The sequence below is a fragment of the Rhizobium laguerreae genome, assembly GCF_002008165.1.
Lineage (GTDB): Bacteria > Pseudomonadota > Alphaproteobacteria > Rhizobiales > Rhizobiaceae > Rhizobium > Rhizobium laguerreae.
Genome location: NZ_MRDM01000010.1, coordinates 1 through 21297 on the forward strand (window position 1 = coordinate 1; position 21297 = coordinate 21297).

Consider the following 21297-nt stretch of genomic DNA (forward strand, 5'->3'; position numbering starts at 1 on the left):
TCTCATTGACTATGCTCATCTCCCGGCGACCGCAAAAGCGGTCGTCCGGATCGATGAAGTGAGTAGTGAATAGGCAGTAGTGAGTGGTGAAAACTCTCGCATCTGCCCTCACAAGCCTCAAAAGACGTGTTCAAAAACAAACCACTACCGACTAGTCACTAATCACTAGTCACTCAGTGAACCAGCTTCTCAAAACAACAAAGTTGCGCTTTGCCGACCTGGTGGTTATGGCGGGGTGGCTGCACCCGTTCCCTTTCCGAACACGGCCGTGAAACGCCCCTGCGCCCATGGTACTTCGTCTTAAGACGCGGGAGAGTAGGTCGCTGCCAGGTCTGCAAAACGCAACTGATGTAAAACAATCTTCTCATCACAAACTCTACGGCCCATGCCGAACAAAAGGGCCGCTCACAAAGCGGCCTTTTGTGTTAGAATGCATCGGTAGGAAAACACGAGACAAATTGCAAAAGCAATTTGCTCGGGCAGTATGCGTAAACCGCCAAAGGCGTTTACTCAGACGCGACAAATCCCTTCGGGATTTGCGCTAGGCGCGGGGTGGAGCAGCCCGGTAGCTCGTCAGGCTCATAACCTGAAGGCCGCAGGTTCAAATCCTGCCCCCGCAACCAGATACACACTTGAATATTTTGCCATTCAAGTCGCTTAACAGAAAGCTCCTCCGCGTAAGCGTCGAGGAGCTTTTTGCGTTTCTGCTGGGTGTCCAGCTCCCCGGACGCCAGCTGGCCTGCCACGGAACTTTCATCCGGCAGCGATGAGAGCCTCGGCGGCTTTTGATACGCAAATGGCGCGGTGCAACCGGCGGAAACGCGAAGCTTTCATCTTGCACAGCGAGCCACTCGTCTCAAAACGTCCTGAGCCTGGACACATCATAGCCAGCGACGACATAACTGCGTCGGCATTGTATGAGGTGCGTCGCCGTTGTACCATATAGTCTGACAAGCGCGCAGTGTTCATTGTATAGCCGGAGCCAAAGTCCGGTCGTGCGCTTCAACCCGATGAATAAGTAGCCGGGATCATGGAACTTATCGTCGCCCTTGGCCTGATCGTCTTGAAGGTCGCGTTCCTGATTGCGATCCTGCTGTTGCTACCCTTGCCGCTAACCTGGCTGGAACGCAAGATCGCCGGGCACATGCAGCAGCGGATGGGGCCGATGCGCGTGGGATGGCACGGGCTGTTGCAGCCGGTGGCGGACGGAATCAAGCTCCTGACCAAAGAGGATCACATCCCGGCCGAGGCCGACCGGTTCCTGTTCAAACTGGCGCCAATCCTGGCGCTCGCCCCGCCCTTTGTGGTGTTCGTCGCGATCCCCTTCGGCGAAACTATCTCGGTCCTCGGCCACGAGATCACGCTCTACGTCTCCAACATGAATGTGGCGCTCCTTTTTGTTTTCTCGGTGATCGGGATCGAGGTTTATGGCGTGATCTTCGGCGGCTGGGCCTCCAACAGCAAATACGCTGTTCTGGGCAGCCTCAGGACCTGCGCGCAGATGATCAGCTACGAGATCCCGATGGGGTTCGCGGTCATCGGCGTGGTCATGCTGGCGCAATCCATGAGCCTGCTCGAGATCGTGCGGGCGCAGGCCGATGTCTGGAACATCGTCTACCAGCCGGTCGGATTCTTCGTGTTCTTCGTCGCCGGGCTCGCCGAAGCGCAGCGCATACCCTTCGACCTGGCGGAGGCGGAGGGTGATCTGGGGGCCGGGTTCCATACCGAATACAGCGGTATCCGCTTTGCCTTCTTCATGGTCAGCGAATATGCCATCGTATTGCTTGTGTCGGTCCTGGTGGTGATCCTGTTCTTCGGCGGTTGGAACGGAGTTCTGATTCCCTTGCCACCGCTCCTGTGGTTTGTGCTCAAGATCGCGTTCTTCGTCTACGTGTTTATCTGGTTCCGCTTCACTTTCCCCCGCTACCGCTACGACCAACTGATGGCGATCGGATGGAAAGTCTTGCTTCCTCTTTCAATGGCGAACATAATTATAACCGGTGTACTTTTAGGAGCCGTAGCGGCTCCGTAGCGAGGCGGCGATGTCGCGCGCGCAGGACAGAGTTGGAACATGGATTGGTTGGGCGTTCTTTGCCGATCTGGCGAGCGCCTTGGCTCTGACCTTCGGCTACATGTTCTCCAGATCCGTGACCATGCAGTATCCGGACAAGGAAAAGTGGCTACCCTACTCCCGCTATCGCGGGCATCACTTCCTGACGCGTGATGAAGAGGGCGAGATCAAGTGCGTGGCCTGCGAACTCTGCGCGCGGATCTGTCCCTGCGACTGTATCGAAGTCGTCCCCTACGAGGACGAGAAGGGCAAGCGGCACCCGGCCAAATTCGAGATCGACACGGCCCGCTGCCTGTTCTGCGGGCTGTGCGAGGACGCCTGCCCGGCGGACGCGATCGCGCTTGGCCAACAATACGAATTCTCGAGTTTTTCCTCAGCTGACCTGGTGATCGGGTGCGATGATCTGCTCGCCAAGCCGGGTAAGGCGGCAACCGGCGGCGGCGTGGTTGCCGCGCGCCTGAATACGAAGAAGGACGTACTTGTCGAGACGAAAGAGACGCAGGGCTACAACTGGTGGCGGAATATCCGGCGAACATGAAAGCGCGCCAGCTGTCAAACCGAAGCGCTCGGAAGGAGGCTTAGATGTTTGTCGGTGAAATCATGAAAAACAAGGGTGTCGGTGTCATCGCAGTTGCTCCCGATCAAACGATGGTGGAGGTACTGCGGCTGTTTCGAGACAACAATATCGGCTTCGTCGTCGTCAGCCGATCGAACGGCAAATACCTCGGTACGCTGTCTGAGCGGGACTGCTGCAATGCGGTGGCGGAATACGGGGCCGAGGCGGCGGCAAAGCGGGCCGCGGACATCATGAACCGCAATGTGGCGACGTGTTCGACACAGGATTTGCTGCCCGTCGCGATGGGGATCATGACCCAGCGGCGTACGCGCCATGTGCTGGTCACGGATGGAGGCGACGTTGTCGGCGTGGTCAGCATCGGCGACGTGGTTAAACACAGGCTCGACGAAGCGCAGCGTACAGAGCAGGATCTGCAGGATTACATATGCGGGACCAGGTATCACTGACGTCGCCAACTCGATGTGAAGACGCCGGGCCGGGCAGCTTGCTGCGGAGCCTTGCGGTGCCCCGACCCCAAATCTTCAGATCCCACGCCAGATCCGGCTTGGGCGGTCGACCTCAAGAGTGGCATGCGCCTTCTGGACTTCCACCGCGCACGGATATTCGCCCCGCCGCAGCAGGCTGTTGAGACGCAAGGCTCTATAGTTTTCCGGAACGAAGACGAGGCCCTTTGGAAACCGCCTGTCGACCTTGAGCTGCGCCGTCAGTTCACCTCGGCCGGAACGCACGATTACCAGATCGCCATCCGAAAGGCCAAGCTCCGCGGTATCCTGCGCGCTCATCGCGACATAGGGATCGTTGGCGACTGTGTTCAGGATGTCCGACCGTTCGGAAAGATATCCGTTGTGGAACAGGCAGTCGCCAGTGATCAGCATGAGCCGGTCGGCTGCTGTTGGAACGGGCGGCGGCGCAAGGGACAGGCCAGCCGGTAATGTTGGCACCGCCTTGGTGAATGCGCCGTCGACGCCAAGCCCGTCCTGCGTCAACCCCTGATAGGCCGGAACCAGCCGGGCAATCTCGTCGAAAATTTCAGCTTGCGTCGATGGCCGCAGCGCCTGGTTGCGTAGCGCCGCGACGAAGTCGACAATCGCCAGATTGCTTCGCGCCTCGAAAACGGGCTCACGGAATTTGCGAACATTCTGGATCCGGCCCTCGTTGTTGGTGAACGTTCCGGATTCCTCGCCGTAGCCCGACGCGGGCAAGACGACCTCGGCCATGGCCGCCGTATCCGTGAGGAACGCGTCCTGCACGATCAGGAGATCGGCGGCGCCAAGCGCCCGCGTCACAAAGTCCCGGTCGGGATAGGCGACCAGGGGGTCGGTTCCGACGATGTAGAGCGCGCCCATCCGCCCACCGACGCAGAGCTCCAGCATGGCGTCGAGATCCGCGCCGGATTCAGATGGGATTTCGGCGCTCCAGTTTCGTGCAAGAGTTGCGCGCCCCGCGTCATCGGCGACCGCCCGCAGCCCCGGCAGAGCCGCCGGCAGGACCCCCATGTCCCAGGCGCCCATCTGGTTGGCACGGTCGAAGAGAAACTGCATCGCCGGGCCCTTGCCTAGCAGGCGGAGAACGTGCAGCAGGTTGTTGAGCTGCTGCAGCGTCGCACGCGCTTCGGGTGATCTCAGGAGGTCGACGCTGACAAGCACGGTGACGCTGCGGCCTTCCGTGAGCGCGGCGGCCAGGCGATCCGGCCCGTCACTGCCGGCGCCCGCCGCTGGCCTGCCGATTGCCGCATCGATGTCCGCAACAGCGCCGCCCGGCAAGGCCTGACCAGCGGCCGCCACGAGACCGGCCACCACCGCCGCAAGGCTCGCCGCTTCTCCGCCCGGAGGCACACGAACCACCACCCTGGCATCGGCGTCCAGACGCGATGGCCGCGCCGATAGCATGAGCAATCCGGTCTGCCGCCGCCGCGCGCTGTCCCGCAGCAGGTATTCGGTGACCGGGTTCTCCTCGGTTATATTGCCTCCGACGACGAGCACGCAGTCGTTGCCGATTAGGTCGTCCAGCGGCGTGCGGCTGTAGAAAGTTCCCAATAGCGGGCCGAGCGTATCGAAGGGCGCGGCCCAGCGTGACGAACAATCAATGTTGTTGGTCCGAAATACTGTTCGCATCAGCTTCTGGAACTGATAAAGTACTTCGTTGGGCAGGCGAGGTGAGGCCAGCCCGCCGGCATCCTTGCTCTCGACGGCCAACAGTCGCCGGCGCAGATAGTCCCCCGCTTCGTCCCAGGAAACCGGAACCAGGGCGCCATCGTGACGGATCATTGGCTGCTTGATCCGGTCCCGGCTTGCAACGAAATCGAGGCCGAAGCGTCCTCGCACGCAGAGCGTTTCGTGGTTGACACCTTCGTCCCACTTCGAGCGCACCCGCATGAACTCGCCCTTGCGCGTGCCCACCGTCAGCTGGCAACCGGTGCCACAATGCGGGCAGACCGTGTCGGTCTCTATGAGATCCCAGGGGCGCGCCTTGTAGCGATAGGGGAAGCTCATCAGCGCGCCGACCGGGCAGACCTCGACGCAATTGCCGCACTGGTCGCAACTTGCCAGACTGCCCTCGAAGCCGGTGACGGCGGTATCCATGCCTTTTTCGACGGTGCCCAGCGCCACCGCGCCGACGACCTCCTCACACATCCGGACGCAGCGCTGGCACTGGATGCAGCGGTTGACGTTCATGATGATGACCGGGCTCAGACGAATGTCCTCGGAGTGGAACACACGTTTGTCATCGCGGAATTGGCTCTCGCGAGGCCCGTAAGCCATCACCTGGTTCTGAAGCTCGCATTCGCCGCCCTTGTCACAGATCGGGCAGTCGAGGGGGTGGTTGGCGAGCAGCATGTCGAGCATGGAAGAGCGCGTTTCCTCGATCAGAGGCGTGTTCGTCCGCACCACCATACCGTCGGTGACCGCGGTGGCGCAGGACGGCTGCAGCCGCCGCAGCCCCTGGATCTCCACCAGACACATGCGGCATGAGGCCAGCGCCGGCAGCCGTTTCATATAGCAGAAGGTCGGGATGTCGACGCCCAAACGCTCGGCGGCCTGCAGCACTGTCGAGCCAGCTTCCACTTCCAGAGTTTGTTCATTGACCACAATGCTAACCATACTTCCTCGCAGTCCTATCCCGGCGCACGCCTTCAGTGAAACGGGCACCTCCGCTCCTCGATATGGGCGACGAATTCATCGCGGAAATGCGCGAGCGCCGCCCGCAATCCCATCGCTGCGCCGTCCCCCAAGGCACAAAACGTATTGCCGAAAATGCCCTTGCAGAGCATCTCCAGCTGCTCCAGATCGCCGGGTGCGCCATCCCCCGCCTCAATCCGGCGCAGGACCTTCACGACCCAGTTCAGTCCTTCCCGGCATGGCGTGCACTTGCCGCAGGACTCATGGTGGAAGAATTCGATGATCCGGGTGGCAACCTTGACCATGCAGGTGGTGTCGTCGATCACGATCACCCCGGCCGAACCGAGCATCGAGCCGGCAGCAGTCAGCGAGTCGAAATCCATCCCCACGTCCAGCCCGTGCTCCGGGATGACCGGCGCTGAGACCCCGCCCGGGATCACCGCCTTGATCTTGCGTCCCGGCAGCGGGCCGCCGGCGTGATCGACCAGTTCGCGCAGCGGTATGCCCATCGGCAACTCGTAGAGGCCGGGTTTGTGCACCTGCCCGCTGACGCAGTAGAGCTTCGGGCCGGGGCTCTTGTCCGGGCCGATGTCCCGAAACCAGTCCGGCCCCCGCACAACGATATGCGGCACGCAAGCGAGCGTCTCGACATTGTTGATGACTGTGGGGCTGGCGTAGAGCCCGGCCACGGCCGGAAAGGGCGGCTTCAATCGCGGCTGCGCCCGCTTGCCCTCGAGGGACTCGAGCATCGCGGTCTCCTCGCCACAGATATAGGCGCCGGCGCCGCAGTGGATGTGGACGGTGAAATTGAAATCCGAGCCTAGAATGCGCGATCCCAGATAACCCTTTTCGTGTGCCTCGGCGATCGCCTCCTCAAGGCGACGGATCGCCGTCACATATTCTCCGCGGATGTAGACATAGGCGGTTTTGGCTCCAATCGCATAGGCGCTTACCGCCAGCCCCTCGATGAGTTGATGCGGATCGCGCTCCATGATGATCCGGTCCTTGAAGGTGCCTGGCTCGCCCTCATCGGCGTTGCAGCAAAGATATTTCGGCTTGTCGACCTGCTTCGGCACGAAACTCCATTTCATGCCGGTCGGGAATCCGGCGCCGCCTCGACCGCGCAGATTGGACCGTTTGACAAGCTCGACGACCTCGTCAGGCGTGTATTCGCGCAGCACCTTGGCCAGCGCCTGGTAGCCTCCGCCGGCTTCGTAGGTTGACAGCAAATGACTGTCCGGCACGTCGATGTTCTTGAGAAGAACCGGCTCGAACATGGCGCTACTCTCCGGGCGGTGTGGCGGCGAGATCGACACCTGTCGCTTGCCCCGCCTCAGTCCGCAACCTGTCAAGAAGCGCGTCGATACTCGCGACATCAAGGGCGCCGTGGTAATCGTCGCCGACCTGCATCACCGGAGCCATCTCGCAGGCACCGAGGCACTCGACGGAGGAAAGCGTGAACAGCCCGTCCGGCGTGGTGTCGCCCTTGCTGATCGCCAGCGCCGTTTCCAGATGCTTCAGCAGGTCCTCGGCTCCGCACAGCATGCAGGAAACATTGTCGCAGAGTTGCAGGTGGAACATGCCCACCGGCTCGGTATGGAAGAGCGTATAAAAGGTCGCCAGCTCGTAGACCCAGATCCGTTCGACTCCGAGAGTGTCGGCGACTTCTTCCAGCACCTGACCAGGCAGATGGCCATGCTCCCTCTGCGCGATCAGAAGCGCGGGCATGATCGCAGAGCGCTGGTCGGGATACCGCGCCGCTGCCTCTTTTATCTTTTCGCGCATGGTCATTGCATTCAAATCCCTGCTACTTGTCCACCTCCGCCATCACCGGGTCGAGACTGCCGAGCACGGCGATCATGTCGGCCAGATAGCGGGCGTTGGTCACCCCGAACAGTCCCTGAAGGTTGACGAACGAGGGTGCCCGCACCTTCATGCGGAATGGTTTTGGCGACCCGTCGCTGATGATGTAGAAGCCGAGCTCGCCCTTTGGCGCCTCGATCGCCGAATAGACCTCGCCCTTCGGCACCTTGAAGCCATAGGCCGACAGGTCGAAATGCTGGATCAGTGCTTCCATCGAGCAATGCACCTTCTCCTTGTCCACCGGGAAGGCGATTGTTGGCATGTCGATCTGGAACGGCCCTTCGGGCATCTGGTCGAGGCATTGCTCGATGATCCGGATGCTCTCGCGCATCTCCTCGACGCGGCATTGCCAGCGTGCATAGCAGTCGCCCTCGTCGCGGGTGATGACATTGAAGTCGAGCCGGTCGTAAATCTCATAGGGCTCGTCGCGGCGGATGTCCCAGTCGACGCCCGAGGCGCGCAGGTTCGGGCCGCTCAGTCCGAGATCGATGGCGTCCTCGGCGGAGATTACGCCGATCCCCTGCGTGCGCTTCAGGAATACCCGGTTGTTTTCGAGCAACCGCTCATAGTCGCGGATCCGGTTCGGGAAGATGTCGCAGAACTCCCTGATCTTGGGAAGGAAACCGTCAGGCAGATCCTCGCGCACTCCGCCGACCCTGCAGAAGGACGTGTGCATGCGCGCACCGCTGATCATTTCCAGGAGATCCATGATCATTTCACGCTCCCGCATGGCGTAAAGCAAGGCGGTCATGGCGCCGAGGTCCATCGGCAGCGCGCCGGTGATCAAGACATGGCCGGAGATCCGCGCCAGCTCGGCCATCATCACGCGGATATATTGTGCGCGAATCGGTGCTTCTATGCCGAGGAGTTTCTCCACCGCCAGCGCGAAGGCGAGGTTGTTCGACGGTGGACAGAGGTAGTCGAGCCGGTCGGTGAGCGGAAAAATCTGGGTGTAGGTGAAGCTCTCCGCCAGTTTTTCAGTGCCGCGATGGAGGTAGCCGATGTGTGGATCCACGCGCTTGACGTACTCACCGTCCAATTCGAGGACGAGCCGAAGAACCCCATGCGTGCTGGGGTGCTGGGGGCCGAGATTGAGAAGCACCTCCTTGGTGTCGAACGCTTCGCCTTGCGGGCTGATCAGTTCGGTGACTTCGGTCATTTTAAGTTTCCGGCGTGGAGCGGCCTCCCTTATGGAATGTTCTTGGTGGCGAGGTCGGGCTGCGTCGGCGGCGTGCCTTCGGCGCCAAACGGGTTCAGCTTGTCCTTGTAACCACGGAGCGGAAAATCCTTGCGCTGCGGGAAGCCCTCGAACCCTTCCCACATGTAGATCCGGCGCAAATCGGGGTGGCCCTCGAACCTGATCCCGTACATGTCCCAGGCTTCGCGCTCATGCCAATTGGCGGTTCGCCAGACCCCCGTCACCGACGGGACCCGCGGCGGATCGGCGAGGCGGCATTTGATGCGAACGCGCCATTTGTTCGGTAGCGAATAGAGGTGGTACACCGTCTCGTAGCGTGGCATCTCAGGATAATGATCGACCCCGCAGATGTCCGACAGGAAGTTGAACCGCAACGCCGGGTGTTCCTTCAGAAACCGGCAAAGCTCGACGATCATGTCAGGCGGAGCGGCGAAGGCATGTACACCATGCGCGAAGCCAAGATCGTCGATTGCCTCGCCGAAACGCTCCGTGATCGTAGTGCGGATGAGGGGCGTCTCCACACTCATGACGCTGCAACCCGATCCAGAGGAGTCCCGGCCAGTGCTCGGGATTTTTTGATCTTCTCCTGAAGTAGCAGGAATCCATGCATCAGCGCCTCGGGCCGCGGCGGGCAGCCGGGCACATGCACGTCCACCGGCACGAAGGTCTCCGCTCCCTGCACCACCGCGTAGGTGTTGTAGACCCCGCCCGAGATAGCGCAGGTGCCCATGGCGATGACCCAGCGGGGCTCCGGCATCTGGTCATACAGGCGGCGCACCACGGGCGCGAACTTCCGCGTTACTGTGCCGGCGATGATCATCACATCGGACTGGCGGGGCGATGGCCGGAACACCACGCCGAACCGGTCGAGATCATAGCGGGCGCACCCCGCCGAGATCATCTCGATGGCGCAGCAGGCAATTCCGAAAGTTTCGGGCCACAGCGCCGAGCTTCGGCTCCAGTTGATAACGCTCTCGGCCGTGGTGAACAGCACGCTGTCGCGGATCGCGTTGTTTACGCCTCCCATTCGAGTGCTCCCTTCAGCCAGGCGTAGGCGAAGCCCACAAGAAGCAGCAATATGAAGACGAACATCTCGACAAAGCCGACCAGCCCGATGTCTTTCAGGACGACGGCCCAGGGAAAGAGGAACATCGTCTCGACATCGAAGACGACCAGCAGGATCGCAAGGATAAAAAACGGCACTCTGAAGCGCCCCGCGGCGGCCTCACCCGCGGCGTCCATGCCGCACTCATAGGGCATGTTCTTTTCGGGATAGGGATTGGACGGACGCAGCAGCGAGGAGACAAGAAGCGTCGCCCCCGTCACCAGAACGACTCCGACGATCATAAAAAGAACCGGCAAGAATTCCATCGCAGCCATATCGCACTGCACCGGTTACCCACTGAGAGCTTTCCTCAGGCCGCGACCGTCCTGTTCAGGACCGTAATGCGGTCGCCCCGGGAAGCAACTTGGGCAATCCTTTCTTGAGCTTTGAGTTTATTCCGTCGGACAGATCATTGCAAATTCAATCGGTCAGCCGCCAACACGGAATGCTGGGCAAGTCTTAAAAACCATGCGGGAAACAGGCCGATGCCGATGGTGCCGGCAGCAGTGAAGGCGAGCGTCGCGCGCACCAAGGGCGTCAGCGCCGGGTCGAACGTCCTTTCCGGCTCGCGCATGTAGATCACCATGACGATGCGGATATAAAAGTAGGCGGCAACAGCACTCAGCAGCACTGCGATCACCGCCAGGATGACGAACCCTCGCTCGACGAGCGCCACCAGCACGTAGAACTTGGCGAAGAACCCGGCCGTTGGCGGAATGCCGGCCAGCGAGAACAGATAGAGCAGCATCAGAAGTGCCAGCCCCGGATGCAACTTGGCGAGACCCGCATAGTCTTCGATAACCTCGCCGGAAAAATCGCCGTTCCGCATCACGATGACGATGCCGAAAATGCCGAGATTCATGAGCGAGTAGATCAGCAGATAGATCATCACGCTGGCGATCCCGTCCGCCCCGCCGGCCACCACGCCGAAAAGAGCGAACCCGGCATGGGCGATGCTGGAATAGGCCAGCAGGCGCTTGAAATTATCCTGCACCAGTGCAACGAAACTCCCGAGCGCCATCGTCACCACAGCAATGACCGCGACGATGATCCAAACGTTGGAGGTTGCGACCAGAGGGTTGAGGAACACCCGCAGGATCACCGCGAACCCCGCCGCCTTAGGCCCCACGGACATGAAGGCGGTAATCGTCGTCGGCGCGCCTTCATAGACGTCCGGCACCCACATGTGGAACGGCACCGCACCGACCTTGAAGACCAGCCCCGCGACGATGAAGACCACCGCCAGCAGCAAGCCGGGGTCGCGCGGAGCGCCGGTCACGGCCGCAGCCATACCGTCCAATTGCGTCGTGCCGGTGAGCCCGTAGACCAGCGAAACGCCGTAGAGGAAAATTCCGGTCGAGACCGCACCAAGGATTGCGTATTTCAGCGCCGCTTCGTTCGATCGCCGCTCACGCCGCAGAAATCCGGTCAGCACGTAGGTGCAAAGCACCATCAACTCGAGGCCCACGTAGATCGAGAGGAGATCGGTCGCCGAGGCCATGATCATCATTCCCGAAAGGGCGAAAAGCAGCAGGACATAGTATTCGCTGCTCCCGATCCCTTCGATTTCGGCATATTTCCGCGAAAGCAGGAATGTCAGAATGGTGGCTATGTAGAACACGAACTTGAAGAAGACCGCGAAGCGGTCGGCGATGAACATGCCAGTATAGGCCGGCCGCACTTCTCCCGCCAGCATCAGTGTCGCCAAGGCGGCAATCAGCACGACCGTGACGGAAGCCCAGACAAGGAAATACTTCTGCCCCTTGCGCAAAAACTGTCCCAGGATCAGCAGGATGCAGGCTCCAGTAATCACCACGATCTCGGGCAGGCTTGCGAGGGCCGACTGGAAAAGTGCGGCGACGATCATTGGCCGCTCCCCTTGGCATGCACCTGCACCAGCAGATGTTCCACCGAAGCGTCCATGATATTGAGAAAGGGCTTCGGATAGAGCCCGACCCACAGCACGAAGACGGCCAGCGGCAGGGTCGCTGCCAGCTCGCGGGCGTTCACGTCGCGTATCTTGAACCGGACGCTGACGCTGGCCGGACCAAGCGCGACTTTCCTATACATGCCAAGCAGATAGGCCGCGCCAAGCAACGCGCCCACAACGGCGGCCGCGCCGATGGCCAGGTTGGCCGCAAACCCGCCCGACAGGACCAGCAACTCGCCGACGAACGAATTCGTTCCCGGCAGCGCCATCGACGACAGAGTAAACAGCGCAAGAAACGCGGTATAGACGGGTGCTGCCTTCATCAGCCCGCCATAATCAGCGATGCTGCGGGTATGGGTCCGCTCGTAAATCAAGCCGACGAACAGGAACAACGCGCCCGTCGTCACGCCATGATTGAACATTTGCAGGATACCTCCTTGGAGCCCGCGGAGGTTCAGCGCAAATATCCCCATGGTCACGAAGCCCATGTGGCTGACGCTGGAATAGGCCACCAGTTTCTTCAGATCGTCCTGTGCCAGCGCGAGCAACCCGCCATAGACGATCGCAAGCGCTGAAAGCGAAAGCATCGGTGTCGAATAATATACCGACGCCTCTGGCAGCATCGGCAGCGAGAACCGCAGGAACCCATAGGCGCCCATCTTCAGGAGTACGCCCGCGAGGATGATGCTGCCCGCGGTCGGCGCTTGTACATGGGCGTCCGGCAGCCAGGTATGGACCGGGACCATCGGCACCTTGACCGCGAAGGCGATCAGGAAGGCGAAGAACAGCCAGGATTGGACCCGGAATGGCAAATCCTGTGCAGTGAGGGCGAGGATGTCGAAGGTCTCGCCGCCGTTGAAATAGAGCACGATGACACCGACCAGGAACAGGACACTGCCCGCCAGAGTGTAGAGGAAGAACTTGAACGCCGCATAGATCCGGCCGTCGCCGCCCCAGACGCCGATGATCAGGTACATCGGGATCAGCATCGCTTCCCAGAAAACGTAGAACAGGAACAGGTCGAGCGCGCAGAACACCCCCAGCATCAGCGCCTGCATGGAGAGCAGACTGACCATGAACGCCTTCACCTTGCGGTCGATCGCAACCCACGAGGCGAGCACACAGATCGAACCCAGCAACGCGGTCAGGAACACGAAGAGCGCGCTTATCCCGTCGATACCAAGCGCATAAGTGATCCCGAGCGCGGGCACCCAAGAGCGCTTCTCTGTGAACTGCATCTCGTGGGTCGTGGTGTCGAATCCGGCCAGCATGGCGATGCAGAGGGCGAGGTCGAGGATTGTGACACCCAGCGCTGTCCAGCGCACCGCATCGTCGCCGCGGAGAAACATCAGAACCGCTGCCCCGGCGACGGGCGTGAAAATTATGAAGCTCAGAAGCGGCAATCCCATCGCGCCCCCTACCGCCATACTACGGCGAAGACCACGGCGGCTGCGATCACACCAGCGATCATCGCCAGCGCGTAATGGGTCACGACGCCGGTCTGGAGCCGCCGGAGCCGCCCGCCGCCGCGCAGGATCGAGCGGGCGACGCCGTTCACGACGGCGTCCACGCCGGTGAGATCGATCCACAGTCCCGCCCGTGCCGTCCCATGCAGGAAGGGTAGTGCGGCTGTCTCGGACACGTTGCTTACCGCCTTCTCATAGCGCGCCAGCGGTTTTTCGGCGAACCACATGAAGAGCCGCGCGCCCTTGCGGTAGAACCAGTCGGTGTCGATGCTGATCGTGTTCTCGGGGTCGAGCGCCCTGAGGAACAGCACGAATCCCAGTGCGGTGAACATCAACAAGCTGAGGCTCTCGGTGAGATGGACGCCCGTATAGGGTTCGAAGTCGACCGAATAGGGAAGGAGAGCGTAAAGCGGCTGCGGGAATACCCCGATCGCAATGCAGAGCACCGCCGCCATGCCCATCGCAACCAGCATGTTGCGCGGCGGCTCCCGCGCCTCCAGTTTCCGGTCCACGCCGAAAAACATGTAATACGGGAGCTTCAGGCCCGTGTGCAGGAACGTCCCCGACGACGCCATCGTCAACGCCACCACCACCAGCGCCCGATGATCCTGTCCGGCGGCGGCAATCACCATCGATTTGGTGACAAAGCCTGAGAAGAACGGAAACGCCGAGATTGCGAAGGCGCCGACCATATAGAGCGCCACCGTTATCGGCATGGTCCTGTAGAGCCCGCCAAGTTCGGTGAGCTTGCGGCGGCCGGTCACGTGGATCACCGCTCCTGCGCCCATGAATAGCAGTGCCTTGTAGAGGATATGCGCGAAGGCGTGGCTGGAGGCGCCGTTCACTGCCATCTCGGTGCCGATGCCGATACCTGCCACCATGTAGCCCACTTGGCTGACGATATGATAGGCGAGCAGCCGCCGGCAGTCGTTCTCCAGCACCGCGTAGATGACACCGTAAAGCGCCATTGCAGTGCCGAGCCAAACCAGAAGCTCGGTCCCCGGAAACGTCCGCGCCAGGACATAGACGGCGGTCTTCGTGGTGAAGGCGCTCATAAACACCGCCCCGGTGACAGTCGCCTCCGGGTAAGCATCAGTCAGCCAAGCGTTAAGGGGCGGCACCGCGGCGTTGAGCATGAACCCGGCAAGGATCAGGTAGGCGCCGACGCCCATCCCCCCCGCGATCGGGCCGAGGAGCAGCGAACCCGTGGCGAGCTCGTGGAGAATGACGCCACCGAGCAGAACGACGCCGCCGGTGATGTGGACCATGAGATAGCGGAAACCGGCGGCAACCGCCTGCCGGCCGCCCTGGGCGAAAACCAGATAGGCAGAGGCAAACGCCATGCCTTCCCAGAACAGGTACAAGGTCAGGTAGTCGCCGGCGAAAACCACGCCAAGCGCGCTGCCGACATAGACGAACGCAGCGACATGCTGGCCGGGGCGCGTCAGGTGCAGAGCGTAGACCGTTCCGATCAGCGCCATAATGGTGAAGACCGTTGCGAAGACGATGCTCAGCTTGTCGACCTTCGCGATGAGGATTTCCTGCCCAATGAACGATGCCGCGCCGTAGCTGCCTGACTGCATCGTGAGCACGGTGAGGATCGCAAGTATCGGGATCAGCAGCAGATAGGCCTTGCGGATCGACCCGTTCAGAAAGGGGATCGGCAGGGCACCGAGAATGAACAGCAGGGCGGGATGGACGAAGTCAGTCATAATAGTCCTCGCGCCGCATGAGCCCAGCCCGATGACCGAGGAACTTGGAAACGAAAATCAGCAGCACGCAGGATAAGAAGCCGTAGACGGCCGACCAGCCCGGCAGACGGTCCCACGGGTATTCGGCGTGTTCGCGCGGCACCAGGAAGTCGGCGATGACGATCAGGACGAGCACCAGATAGAAAAGCCGACGCCGTTCGGTCGCATACTTTCCGTCGCCAAAGAAATCGACCACGCGCTTTATCACCTGACAACTCCTTCCGCCAAGGCGACGAAATAGTCGGGGAAGATGCCCATCGCCACCGACAGGATGGCGGTCGCAACTAGCGGGATCGTCACCATCGGAATTTCACGGACCGTTGCCGGGCTCCCTTGCGCCTCCGTCCCGAAAAAGGCGACATAGCTGACCGGCAGGAAATAAGCGGCGTTGAGAACCGAACTCGCTAGGAGCACGATCAGGAACGCGATTTCCCCCGCCTCCACCGCGCCTCGCGCCAGATACCACTTGCTCACGAACCCCGCAGTCGGTGGCACGCCGATCATGCTGAGTGAGCCGACGAAGAACGCCCCCATCGTCCAGGGCAACCGGCGGCCGATACCAGCCATGTCGCTGATGTTGCGCTTGCCAGACGCGCAATAGATCGACCCGGCGCAGAAAAACAGTGTGATCTTTGAGAATGCATGCGCCGCGATGTGGATGATCCCACCGACCATCGCGACCGGCGAGAGCAGAACCGCCCCCAGCACGATGTAGGAGAGCTGGCTGACCGTCGAATAGGCGAGCCGCGCCTTCAGGTCGTCCCGCGTCAGGGCGTAGACCGACGCCATCAGAATCGTGAACGAGACCAGATAGGCCGTGGCGATGCCCAGTCCTAGCCCGTCCACCAGCCCCGTGCCGAACACATGGAACACCAACCGCAGCACGCAAAACACGCCCATCTTGACCACGGCCACGGCATGCAGGAGCGCACTGACCGGTGTCGGCGCCACCATCGCGGCAGGCAGCCATGCGTGCATCGGCATCACCGCAGCCTTGGCGAAGCCGAAGAGGTAGCAGAAATAGACGACTGTCAGCAGCGCCGCCGAAGCATCGCTCCCTGCCAGCAGGCCCCCCGTGACAAAGTCGAGCGATCCCGCAATGTGGTAGGTCAGCGCCAGCGCGGCGAGAAGCACGCTCTTTGACGCTCCCATCAAGTAGACCAGGTACTTGCGGCTGCCCGCCCATCCCTCTTCGTCTTCGTGGTGGTAAACGAGCGGATAGGTCACGAGGGTGAGCATCTCGTAGAAGATCACCAGCGTGAACAGATTGGCGGAAAAGGCGCCCCCGACCGCTGCCGCGAGACTGGCGGCAAAGCAGGCGAAGAACCGGGTCTGCGCATGCTCGTTCAAGTGCCGCATGTAGCCGATGGAATAGATCGCCGCGACAATCCACAGCAGCGACGAGACGGTGGCAAACACCATGCCGAGCGCATCGACCCGGAAGGCCAAGTCAATCCCCGGCAGAACCTCAAACAGGCGCAATTCGACCGTCCCGCCCGCCAGCACCGTGGGCGCCATCGAGACGACAATTGCGAACATGGCGATTGCCGCCAATGGCGAGACGATATCGCGGAGTTTCTCGCGGTTGTTCAGGAGAAGAACTGCAAGGGCCGCCAGGCCCGCGACGGCGACGGCAAGTAGCGGCCGGATCGATATCACCGGGTCCAAGCCACTATCCTTTCATCATGGTCACGTCGTCGACCTTGAGGGTGGATTTGTTCCTCACGAGGGCGACCAGGATACCGAGGGCGACGGCAACCTCCGCCGCGGTGATTGCGATGACGAAGATCGCGAAGATCTGACCGCGGAAATCGGCGTAGTAACGTCCGAAAGCGATGAAATTGATGTTGACCGAGTTGAGCAACAGCTCCAGCGACATCAGCACGACCAGAATGTTGCGCCTGAGCAGCACGCCCGCCGCTCCGATCACGAACAGCGCCACTCCGAGCAAAATATACCACCAGAGCGGAACCATCACCGCTGCTCCTTCTGCGCCAGCACGATGGCCCCGATCAGGGCGGCCAGCAGGATGACGGACGCAACTTCAAACGGCAGGAGATAGTCGGCGAACAGCGTTGTGCTGAGCTGCCTGACCTGATCGCCACCGCGCACGGTGACGGGCTGCGTGAGCGAAAAGCGGCCGCTCCAGAGCACCAGCGCAACCATCTCGATCCCAAGCAGGACGAGCAACACCAGAGCCGCCATGTTGCCGCCCGGCAAGAACCGTTGCAAGACCGCTTCGCGCACATCGATCATCATGATCACGAAGACGAACAGGACCATAATCGCGCCGACATAGACGAAGATCTGGATGACCGCGAGCAACGGCGCCTCGAGCATAACGAAGATTGCCGAGATGTTGAGGAAACACGCCATCAGCGCCATTGCGCTGTGCACCGGATTCCGGGCCAAGATCACCGTCAGGGCCGTGATCACGGACACCGTAGCGAACACAAGAAAGAACCCCGGTTCCATCGACGCCGACCCTCCGACGCGAACTGCTACCCGGCGCGAGACGGCCGGAATTGAGATTGCGCCGCAAATTCCGATGCGTTCACAAATTGTGCCCTAATATCGGATTTTTCACAAGATTATTGTCATTGGCGGAGCAAACCAGGCCAGTCCGGATGTGGCGAAGGTCGCTTGCGAAACGATTCCAGACGTCGGTCGAGGCAAGGATCCAGTGAGCAGTAATCGGATCCCGATCCTTCAGTCCAATTCAATGCGGCCCAGGAATTCTGCTGCCTGCAATGTATCCAAGGCGCTCGCTGTCTCCCGGAAATAAGGCAGGCCCTCCCAGAGGCTGCGATCGCCGACGATATAGAATCGGCGCTTGGCGCGCGTGAGGGCAACGTTCAAGAGGTTCGGCTTCGAAGCGGCCCAACTGGCCGCTCCGCTATGGTCGGCATCGGCGCCGAGCACCATGAAAACGATGTCTTCTTCCTTGCCCTGGAAGGTATGCACCGTGCCTATCCTTTCCTTCAACCACCTCGACAGCTTCGGTGGAGATGCCCGCATATTTCCGTTCGGATCGATCCATGTCGCGTGGGCGAGAGCCTGCCTCAGACTGTTCTTGATCTCTTTGAACGGCGAGATGATATAGAGATCTGGCAACGCGCCGTCCCGGCGATAGGTGGCGGTAAGGACGTCGACGATGAAATCCGTCTGTTCCACAACGGCCTGTTTGCCCGATACCCTGCCCTTGACATCGATCCAGGCGCTGTCGCCGTAAAACGGCGGCACGTCGCCGGCTGGTCGGCGTTCTTCCAGCCCGAATACCATCTTGTTCTGATAGGCGATCTGGTTGGCAAGGCCGAACATCGGATCGATGCAGCGCCGATGTACCCTGAGGGGGCTGCCGATCCAGAGCCCGTCGGCTTCCTCGCCCGAGACCGCCGTCCCATAGCGGTTGGTGGCGTCGGCCAGCATCTGCACCGACGCCCTGTTCGGCGAATATTGTCCTGCCGCCGTGTGGGGCGAGAGAGCCGAGATGGCGGTGATCAGCGCGCTGGGCAGCGTGAAGACCGGTTCGATCTGCTGGGGATCGCCGATCACCATAACGCGGCGGGCCCGCAACAGGGCGCCGACGGCCGCTTGCGGCACCGCCTGACCAGCTTCATCGATGAAGACCCAGCCGATCGAGCCGGTGTCGAGACCGCGGAACTGCCGGGCAAAGGAGGCGAAGGTCGTCGAGACGATGGGAACGATCATGAAAAGGCTCTGCCAGATCAACGCAATGTGCTCGCCGTCGGCGGGTCCGTTGTTGGAAAGCAGTTTGTTGGTGGCGACGATGTTTCCTCCAAAACCTCCGCCTTTCTTGCCCACGTCAGCCAGCCACGCTTCATGCAGCGTCAATGCCGCTTCCACCAATGCAGAACGCAGACCTGCCAGTTCGTCTCGATGCCACAGACCGTCAATCTGGAACTGATCGGTCTCGAGATCGGCGAGACGCCCGGGTAGGATGGGATGATCGAGAATCTTTCCGAGGCGATCGTATTCCTCTCTCTTCCTCGACCAGATTTCCCGTTGCGATCCTAGCGTCTGTTCCGCCCGCTGATATCCCCGCAGCGCCCGTTTCAGCGCAGGTCCATGGGTTTTTGCAATATGACGCTCGCATTGCGCCAGTGCCTTGCGCAATTCCAACTGCCTGCGCGCATTGGCGATAACACTTTGCCGATGCTGGCGGGCAGGATTGGCCGGCAGCACTTTCTCCCACCACGCGGGAGCGCTGCGGTCGAGCAGTTGTTCCTCCTCCTTCAGCTGAGACAATCCTTCCCTGATACGGAGCATTTCGGCCGCGACCATGTCGCATCGGTCCTGCGCATGTCGAAGCTCGCTTGCGGCCGCCCTGACCTTTTCAAGCGCCTCGCGGCAGAAAGTATCCTGCGAAATCAGGGAGATTTCTTCATGGAGATCGGCATAGCGTGCATATTCGCCGATCTTGTCGCGAACCACCTTGTCGGCGGCCTGAAATGCCGCCGATGCTTCGGCGAAGTTTGGTCCCTTATAACCCTTTAGCCACTCCCAGATGGTCTCTGGTTTGTCGGCACCGGACCAGCCGGGCTTCGGCCTTTCGGCGATCTCCATGAAGGCGAAACGTTCCTTGAACGCTCGGCGATTCCGGGAATTGCCGAGCGCACAGGCGATCAGCCCCCATGGGCGGTCGCCGTCCGAGAGCTTGACGACCGCCCCATTGTCCTTCTGGCAAGCGATTTTGTGCGCGATGGTCTGCAGATATTGGAAGGAAGACGTTCTCGCGACCGAGCTTTTCTTCGGAAGGTCGCGCGAAATATTCTCCACGGCGGCGTTGTTGGAGGAGGCGACGACCATTTCGAATCCTGCCAGGGCCGGGATCAGCGCCGATATCGAGGCCGTGCTCCGGTCCGAGAAAATGACGCGGCGCGGCGCGCCATCGAAGGCATCGCGAGCCGTCTTCAAGGAGGCCAGGATGCGGGCGCGCCGAACGATATTGTCCGCGAACATGTCGCGAAGCAGCGTCGTCTTTCCCGTCCCTGGCGGGCCGTTGACCGAGAACAGTCCCGTTTCCTACAGGTCGTCGATTGCCGAATTGATCGCGAACTGTTGTATGAGGCTCATGGCGTGGTGAGGTTCGCTGAGCCAGCGCCCGCGGTTGAGTTTTCCAGGATGCAAGGCCCGAACGATCGCCCGGCGTCCGTCCTCCGAGTAGAGGTCGATCCGTTTCTCACGCGCCAGCGGGGTGAGATATTGCCTGAGCGGCGCGGGGATATCGCCATGCGTGACGCGTATCATCGCCCGCTCGATGTCTTCGATGAAGAAGCTGTTCAGGATGCCGATGTCATCTTCAACGCTTGCACTCTCGTCCTCGTCGTCGGCATCGATCGCATTACTATCAGGCGGTGGCGGCAAGGAGATAAGCTCAGGTTTTTCCACCCGGTCTCGATAGCGTATTTCAACAGCGGCGATGGGCTTTTCGTGCTTCGAGGCAAAGCCGGCCCAATCGCAGAGCAATTCATGCAGTGTCAGGATTTCGTTGGCATCGATCGGCTGATCGACCATGTCCTCGGAGGATGAAGATCTCAGATGCCGTTGAGCCCGAAAGTTTTGAAGCAATTCCGAGAGCTGCCGCTTGCTGTCGGCAAATGCCTCGTGGCTGAGCGAGGAGAGGCCGGATTTCCGCACCCGTCCCAGAGCCCATGGAAGCGTGGAAACCGAAAATGTTTCGAACATCGGCTCTCCCAAGGGGGAGAGCTGCAGGCTGGCAAAGCAGGTATCGCCATCGAGATCACCGCGTTCGGCATCGTCATATTCGGCGATATCGGCTGTAACGCTATCGAAGTGTCTGCGGATATCGGCAATTTCGGATTTGTTGAAAATCCCGAGGAAGAGGGTAAAACCCGTGATTTGCTTCTCCTCGGGGATCGCTGGACGGCTGAGTGCGGCACCGTCATCCTCGAGCGTTTTCGCATGCAGCCAGAAAACAGTTCGGCCTTCACCGGAGACGATGCGGCTGGAGAGATCGTAAGGAATGAAGAACTCGATCTTGTGCCAGAAATCGAGAATGGCCAGAAGCCGTTCCCTTTCGGCGCCGTCTGCAATTGTCTGCATGACTTCTCACTGAGGAGTTGCAAAAATAGGCTCGCGCTTTCTTTTAGCAACGATTGCAGCTCAAAATCAAAGACCATGGTGGCTGCGCGTCCCGGAGCCGCCGGACCGCATTTCCGCACCATGGCAAGGC

Annotated in this window: 17 protein-coding genes, 1 tRNA gene, 1 rRNA gene and 1 pseudogene; 5 read left to right on the forward strand and 15 right to left on the reverse strand. The window is 60.8% G+C overall.

Annotated elements, in window-relative coordinates; genetic code table 11:
• Positions 1-217: 217 nt before the first annotated feature.
• The 5 genes from rrf (at position 218) to BS630_RS08410 (ending at position 3094) form a co-directional block, all read left to right on the forward strand.
• Positions 218-332 (forward strand): 5S ribosomal RNA (rrf, locus tag BS630_RS08390).
• Between the two features lie 214 nt (positions 333-546).
• Positions 547-623: transfer RNA gene (locus tag BS630_RS08395), tRNA-Met, on the forward strand.
• 407 nt (positions 624-1030) lie between these two features.
• Positions 1031-2032, forward strand: coding sequence for an NADH-quinone oxidoreductase subunit NuoH (gene nuoH, locus BS630_RS08400; RefSeq protein ID WP_077977064.1), 1002 nt, complete (start codon positions 1031-1033; stop codon positions 2030-2032).
• A gap of 10 nt (positions 2033-2042) precedes the next feature.
• On the forward strand, positions 2043-2609 hold the full coding sequence (locus BS630_RS08405; protein WP_077977065.1) for an NADH-quinone oxidoreductase subunit I: 567 nt from the start codon (positions 2043-2045) through the stop codon (positions 2607-2609).
• 44 nt (positions 2610-2653) lie between these two features.
• Positions 2654-3094: a CBS domain-containing protein gene (locus BS630_RS08410; protein ID WP_077977066.1), complete on the forward strand. Its 441-nt coding sequence runs from the start codon at positions 2654-2656 to the stop codon at positions 3092-3094.
• Positions 3095-3169: 75 nt separating this feature from the next.
• On the opposite strand, the gene nuoG is transcribed toward BS630_RS08410, so the two are convergent.
• From nuoG to BS630_RS08485, 15 genes and pseudogenes are all read right to left on the reverse strand, one after another.
• Positions 3170-5749, reverse strand: a complete 2580-nt coding sequence (gene nuoG / locus BS630_RS08415; protein ID WP_077977067.1) for an NADH-quinone oxidoreductase subunit NuoG — start codon at positions 5747-5749, stop codon at positions 3170-3172.
• Positions 5750-5781: 32 nt separating this feature from the next.
• A complete protein-coding gene (gene nuoF, locus BS630_RS08420; protein ID WP_077977068.1) occupies positions 5782-7044 on the reverse strand; it encodes an NADH-quinone oxidoreductase subunit NuoF in 1263 nt (420 codons plus the stop codon).
• Between the two features lie 4 nt (positions 7045-7048).
• On the reverse strand, positions 7049-7558 hold the full coding sequence (nuoE, locus tag BS630_RS08425; protein ID WP_072637295.1) for an NADH-quinone oxidoreductase subunit NuoE: 510 nt from the start codon (positions 7556-7558) through the stop codon (positions 7049-7051).
• Positions 7559-7574: 16 nt separating this feature from the next.
• Positions 7575-8789 carry an NADH dehydrogenase (quinone) subunit D gene (nuoD, locus tag BS630_RS08430; protein ID WP_077977069.1) on the reverse strand — a complete coding sequence of 405 codons (1215 nt, stop codon included), beginning with the start codon at positions 8787-8789 and terminating at the stop codon, positions 7575-7577.
• 29 nt (positions 8790-8818) lie between these two features.
• Positions 8819-9355: an NADH-quinone oxidoreductase subunit C gene (locus BS630_RS08435; RefSeq protein ID WP_017961918.1), complete on the reverse strand. Its 537-nt coding sequence runs from the start codon at positions 9353-9355 to the stop codon at positions 8819-8821.
• Positions 9352-9855: a NuoB/complex I 20 kDa subunit family protein gene (locus tag BS630_RS08440; protein WP_017961917.1), complete on the reverse strand. Its 504-nt coding sequence runs from the start codon at positions 9853-9855 to the stop codon at positions 9352-9354. Before BS630_RS08440 ends, BS630_RS08435 begins: the two co-directional genes overlap by 4 nt.
• Positions 9843-10208 (reverse strand): NADH-quinone oxidoreductase subunit A, encoded by a 366-nt coding sequence (locus tag BS630_RS08445; protein WP_077977070.1) that lies wholly within the window; start codon positions 10206-10208, stop codon positions 9843-9845. The genes BS630_RS08440 and BS630_RS08445 overlap by 13 nt, the downstream gene beginning before the upstream one ends.
• Before the next feature lie 134 nt (positions 10209-10342).
• Positions 10343-11800: an NADH-quinone oxidoreductase subunit N gene (locus BS630_RS08450; protein WP_077977071.1), complete on the reverse strand. Its 1458-nt coding sequence runs from the start codon at positions 11798-11800 to the stop codon at positions 10343-10345.
• Complete coding sequence (locus BS630_RS08455) at positions 11797-13272, reverse strand: NADH-quinone oxidoreductase subunit M (RefSeq protein ID WP_077977072.1); 1476 nt, start codon at positions 13270-13272, stop codon at positions 11797-11799. Before BS630_RS08455 ends, BS630_RS08450 begins: the two co-directional genes overlap by 4 nt.
• A gap of 8 nt (positions 13273-13280) precedes the next feature.
• Positions 13281-15041: a Na(+)/H(+) antiporter subunit D gene (locus BS630_RS08460; RefSeq protein ID WP_077977073.1), complete on the reverse strand. Its 1761-nt coding sequence runs from the start codon at positions 15039-15041 to the stop codon at positions 13281-13283.
• The gene (locus BS630_RS08465; protein WP_017961912.1) at positions 15034-15288 is read right to left on the reverse strand and encodes a hypothetical protein; all 255 of its coding nucleotides are present in this window, start codon (positions 15286-15288) and stop codon (positions 15034-15036) included. Before BS630_RS08465 ends, BS630_RS08460 begins: the two co-directional genes overlap by 8 nt.
• Positions 15285-16748, reverse strand: coding sequence for a monovalent cation/H+ antiporter subunit D family protein (locus tag BS630_RS08470; RefSeq protein WP_077977074.1), 1464 nt, complete (start codon positions 16746-16748; stop codon positions 15285-15287). Before BS630_RS08470 ends, BS630_RS08465 begins: the two co-directional genes overlap by 4 nt.
• A gap of 4 nt (positions 16749-16752) precedes the next feature.
• On the reverse strand, positions 16753-17055 hold the full coding sequence (nuoK, locus tag BS630_RS08475) for an NADH-quinone oxidoreductase subunit NuoK (RefSeq protein WP_017961910.1): 303 nt from the start codon (positions 17053-17055) through the stop codon (positions 16753-16755).
• The gene (locus BS630_RS08480) at positions 17055-17555 is read right to left on the reverse strand and encodes an NADH-quinone oxidoreductase subunit J family protein (RefSeq protein ID WP_077977075.1); all 501 of its coding nucleotides are present in this window, start codon (positions 17553-17555) and stop codon (positions 17055-17057) included. Before BS630_RS08480 ends, nuoK begins: the two co-directional genes overlap by 1 nt.
• 234 nt (positions 17556-17789) lie before the next feature.
• Positions 17790-21167 (reverse strand): annotated as a pseudogene (locus BS630_RS08485) (DEAD/DEAH box helicase).
• Positions 21168-21297 lie beyond the last annotated feature (130 nt).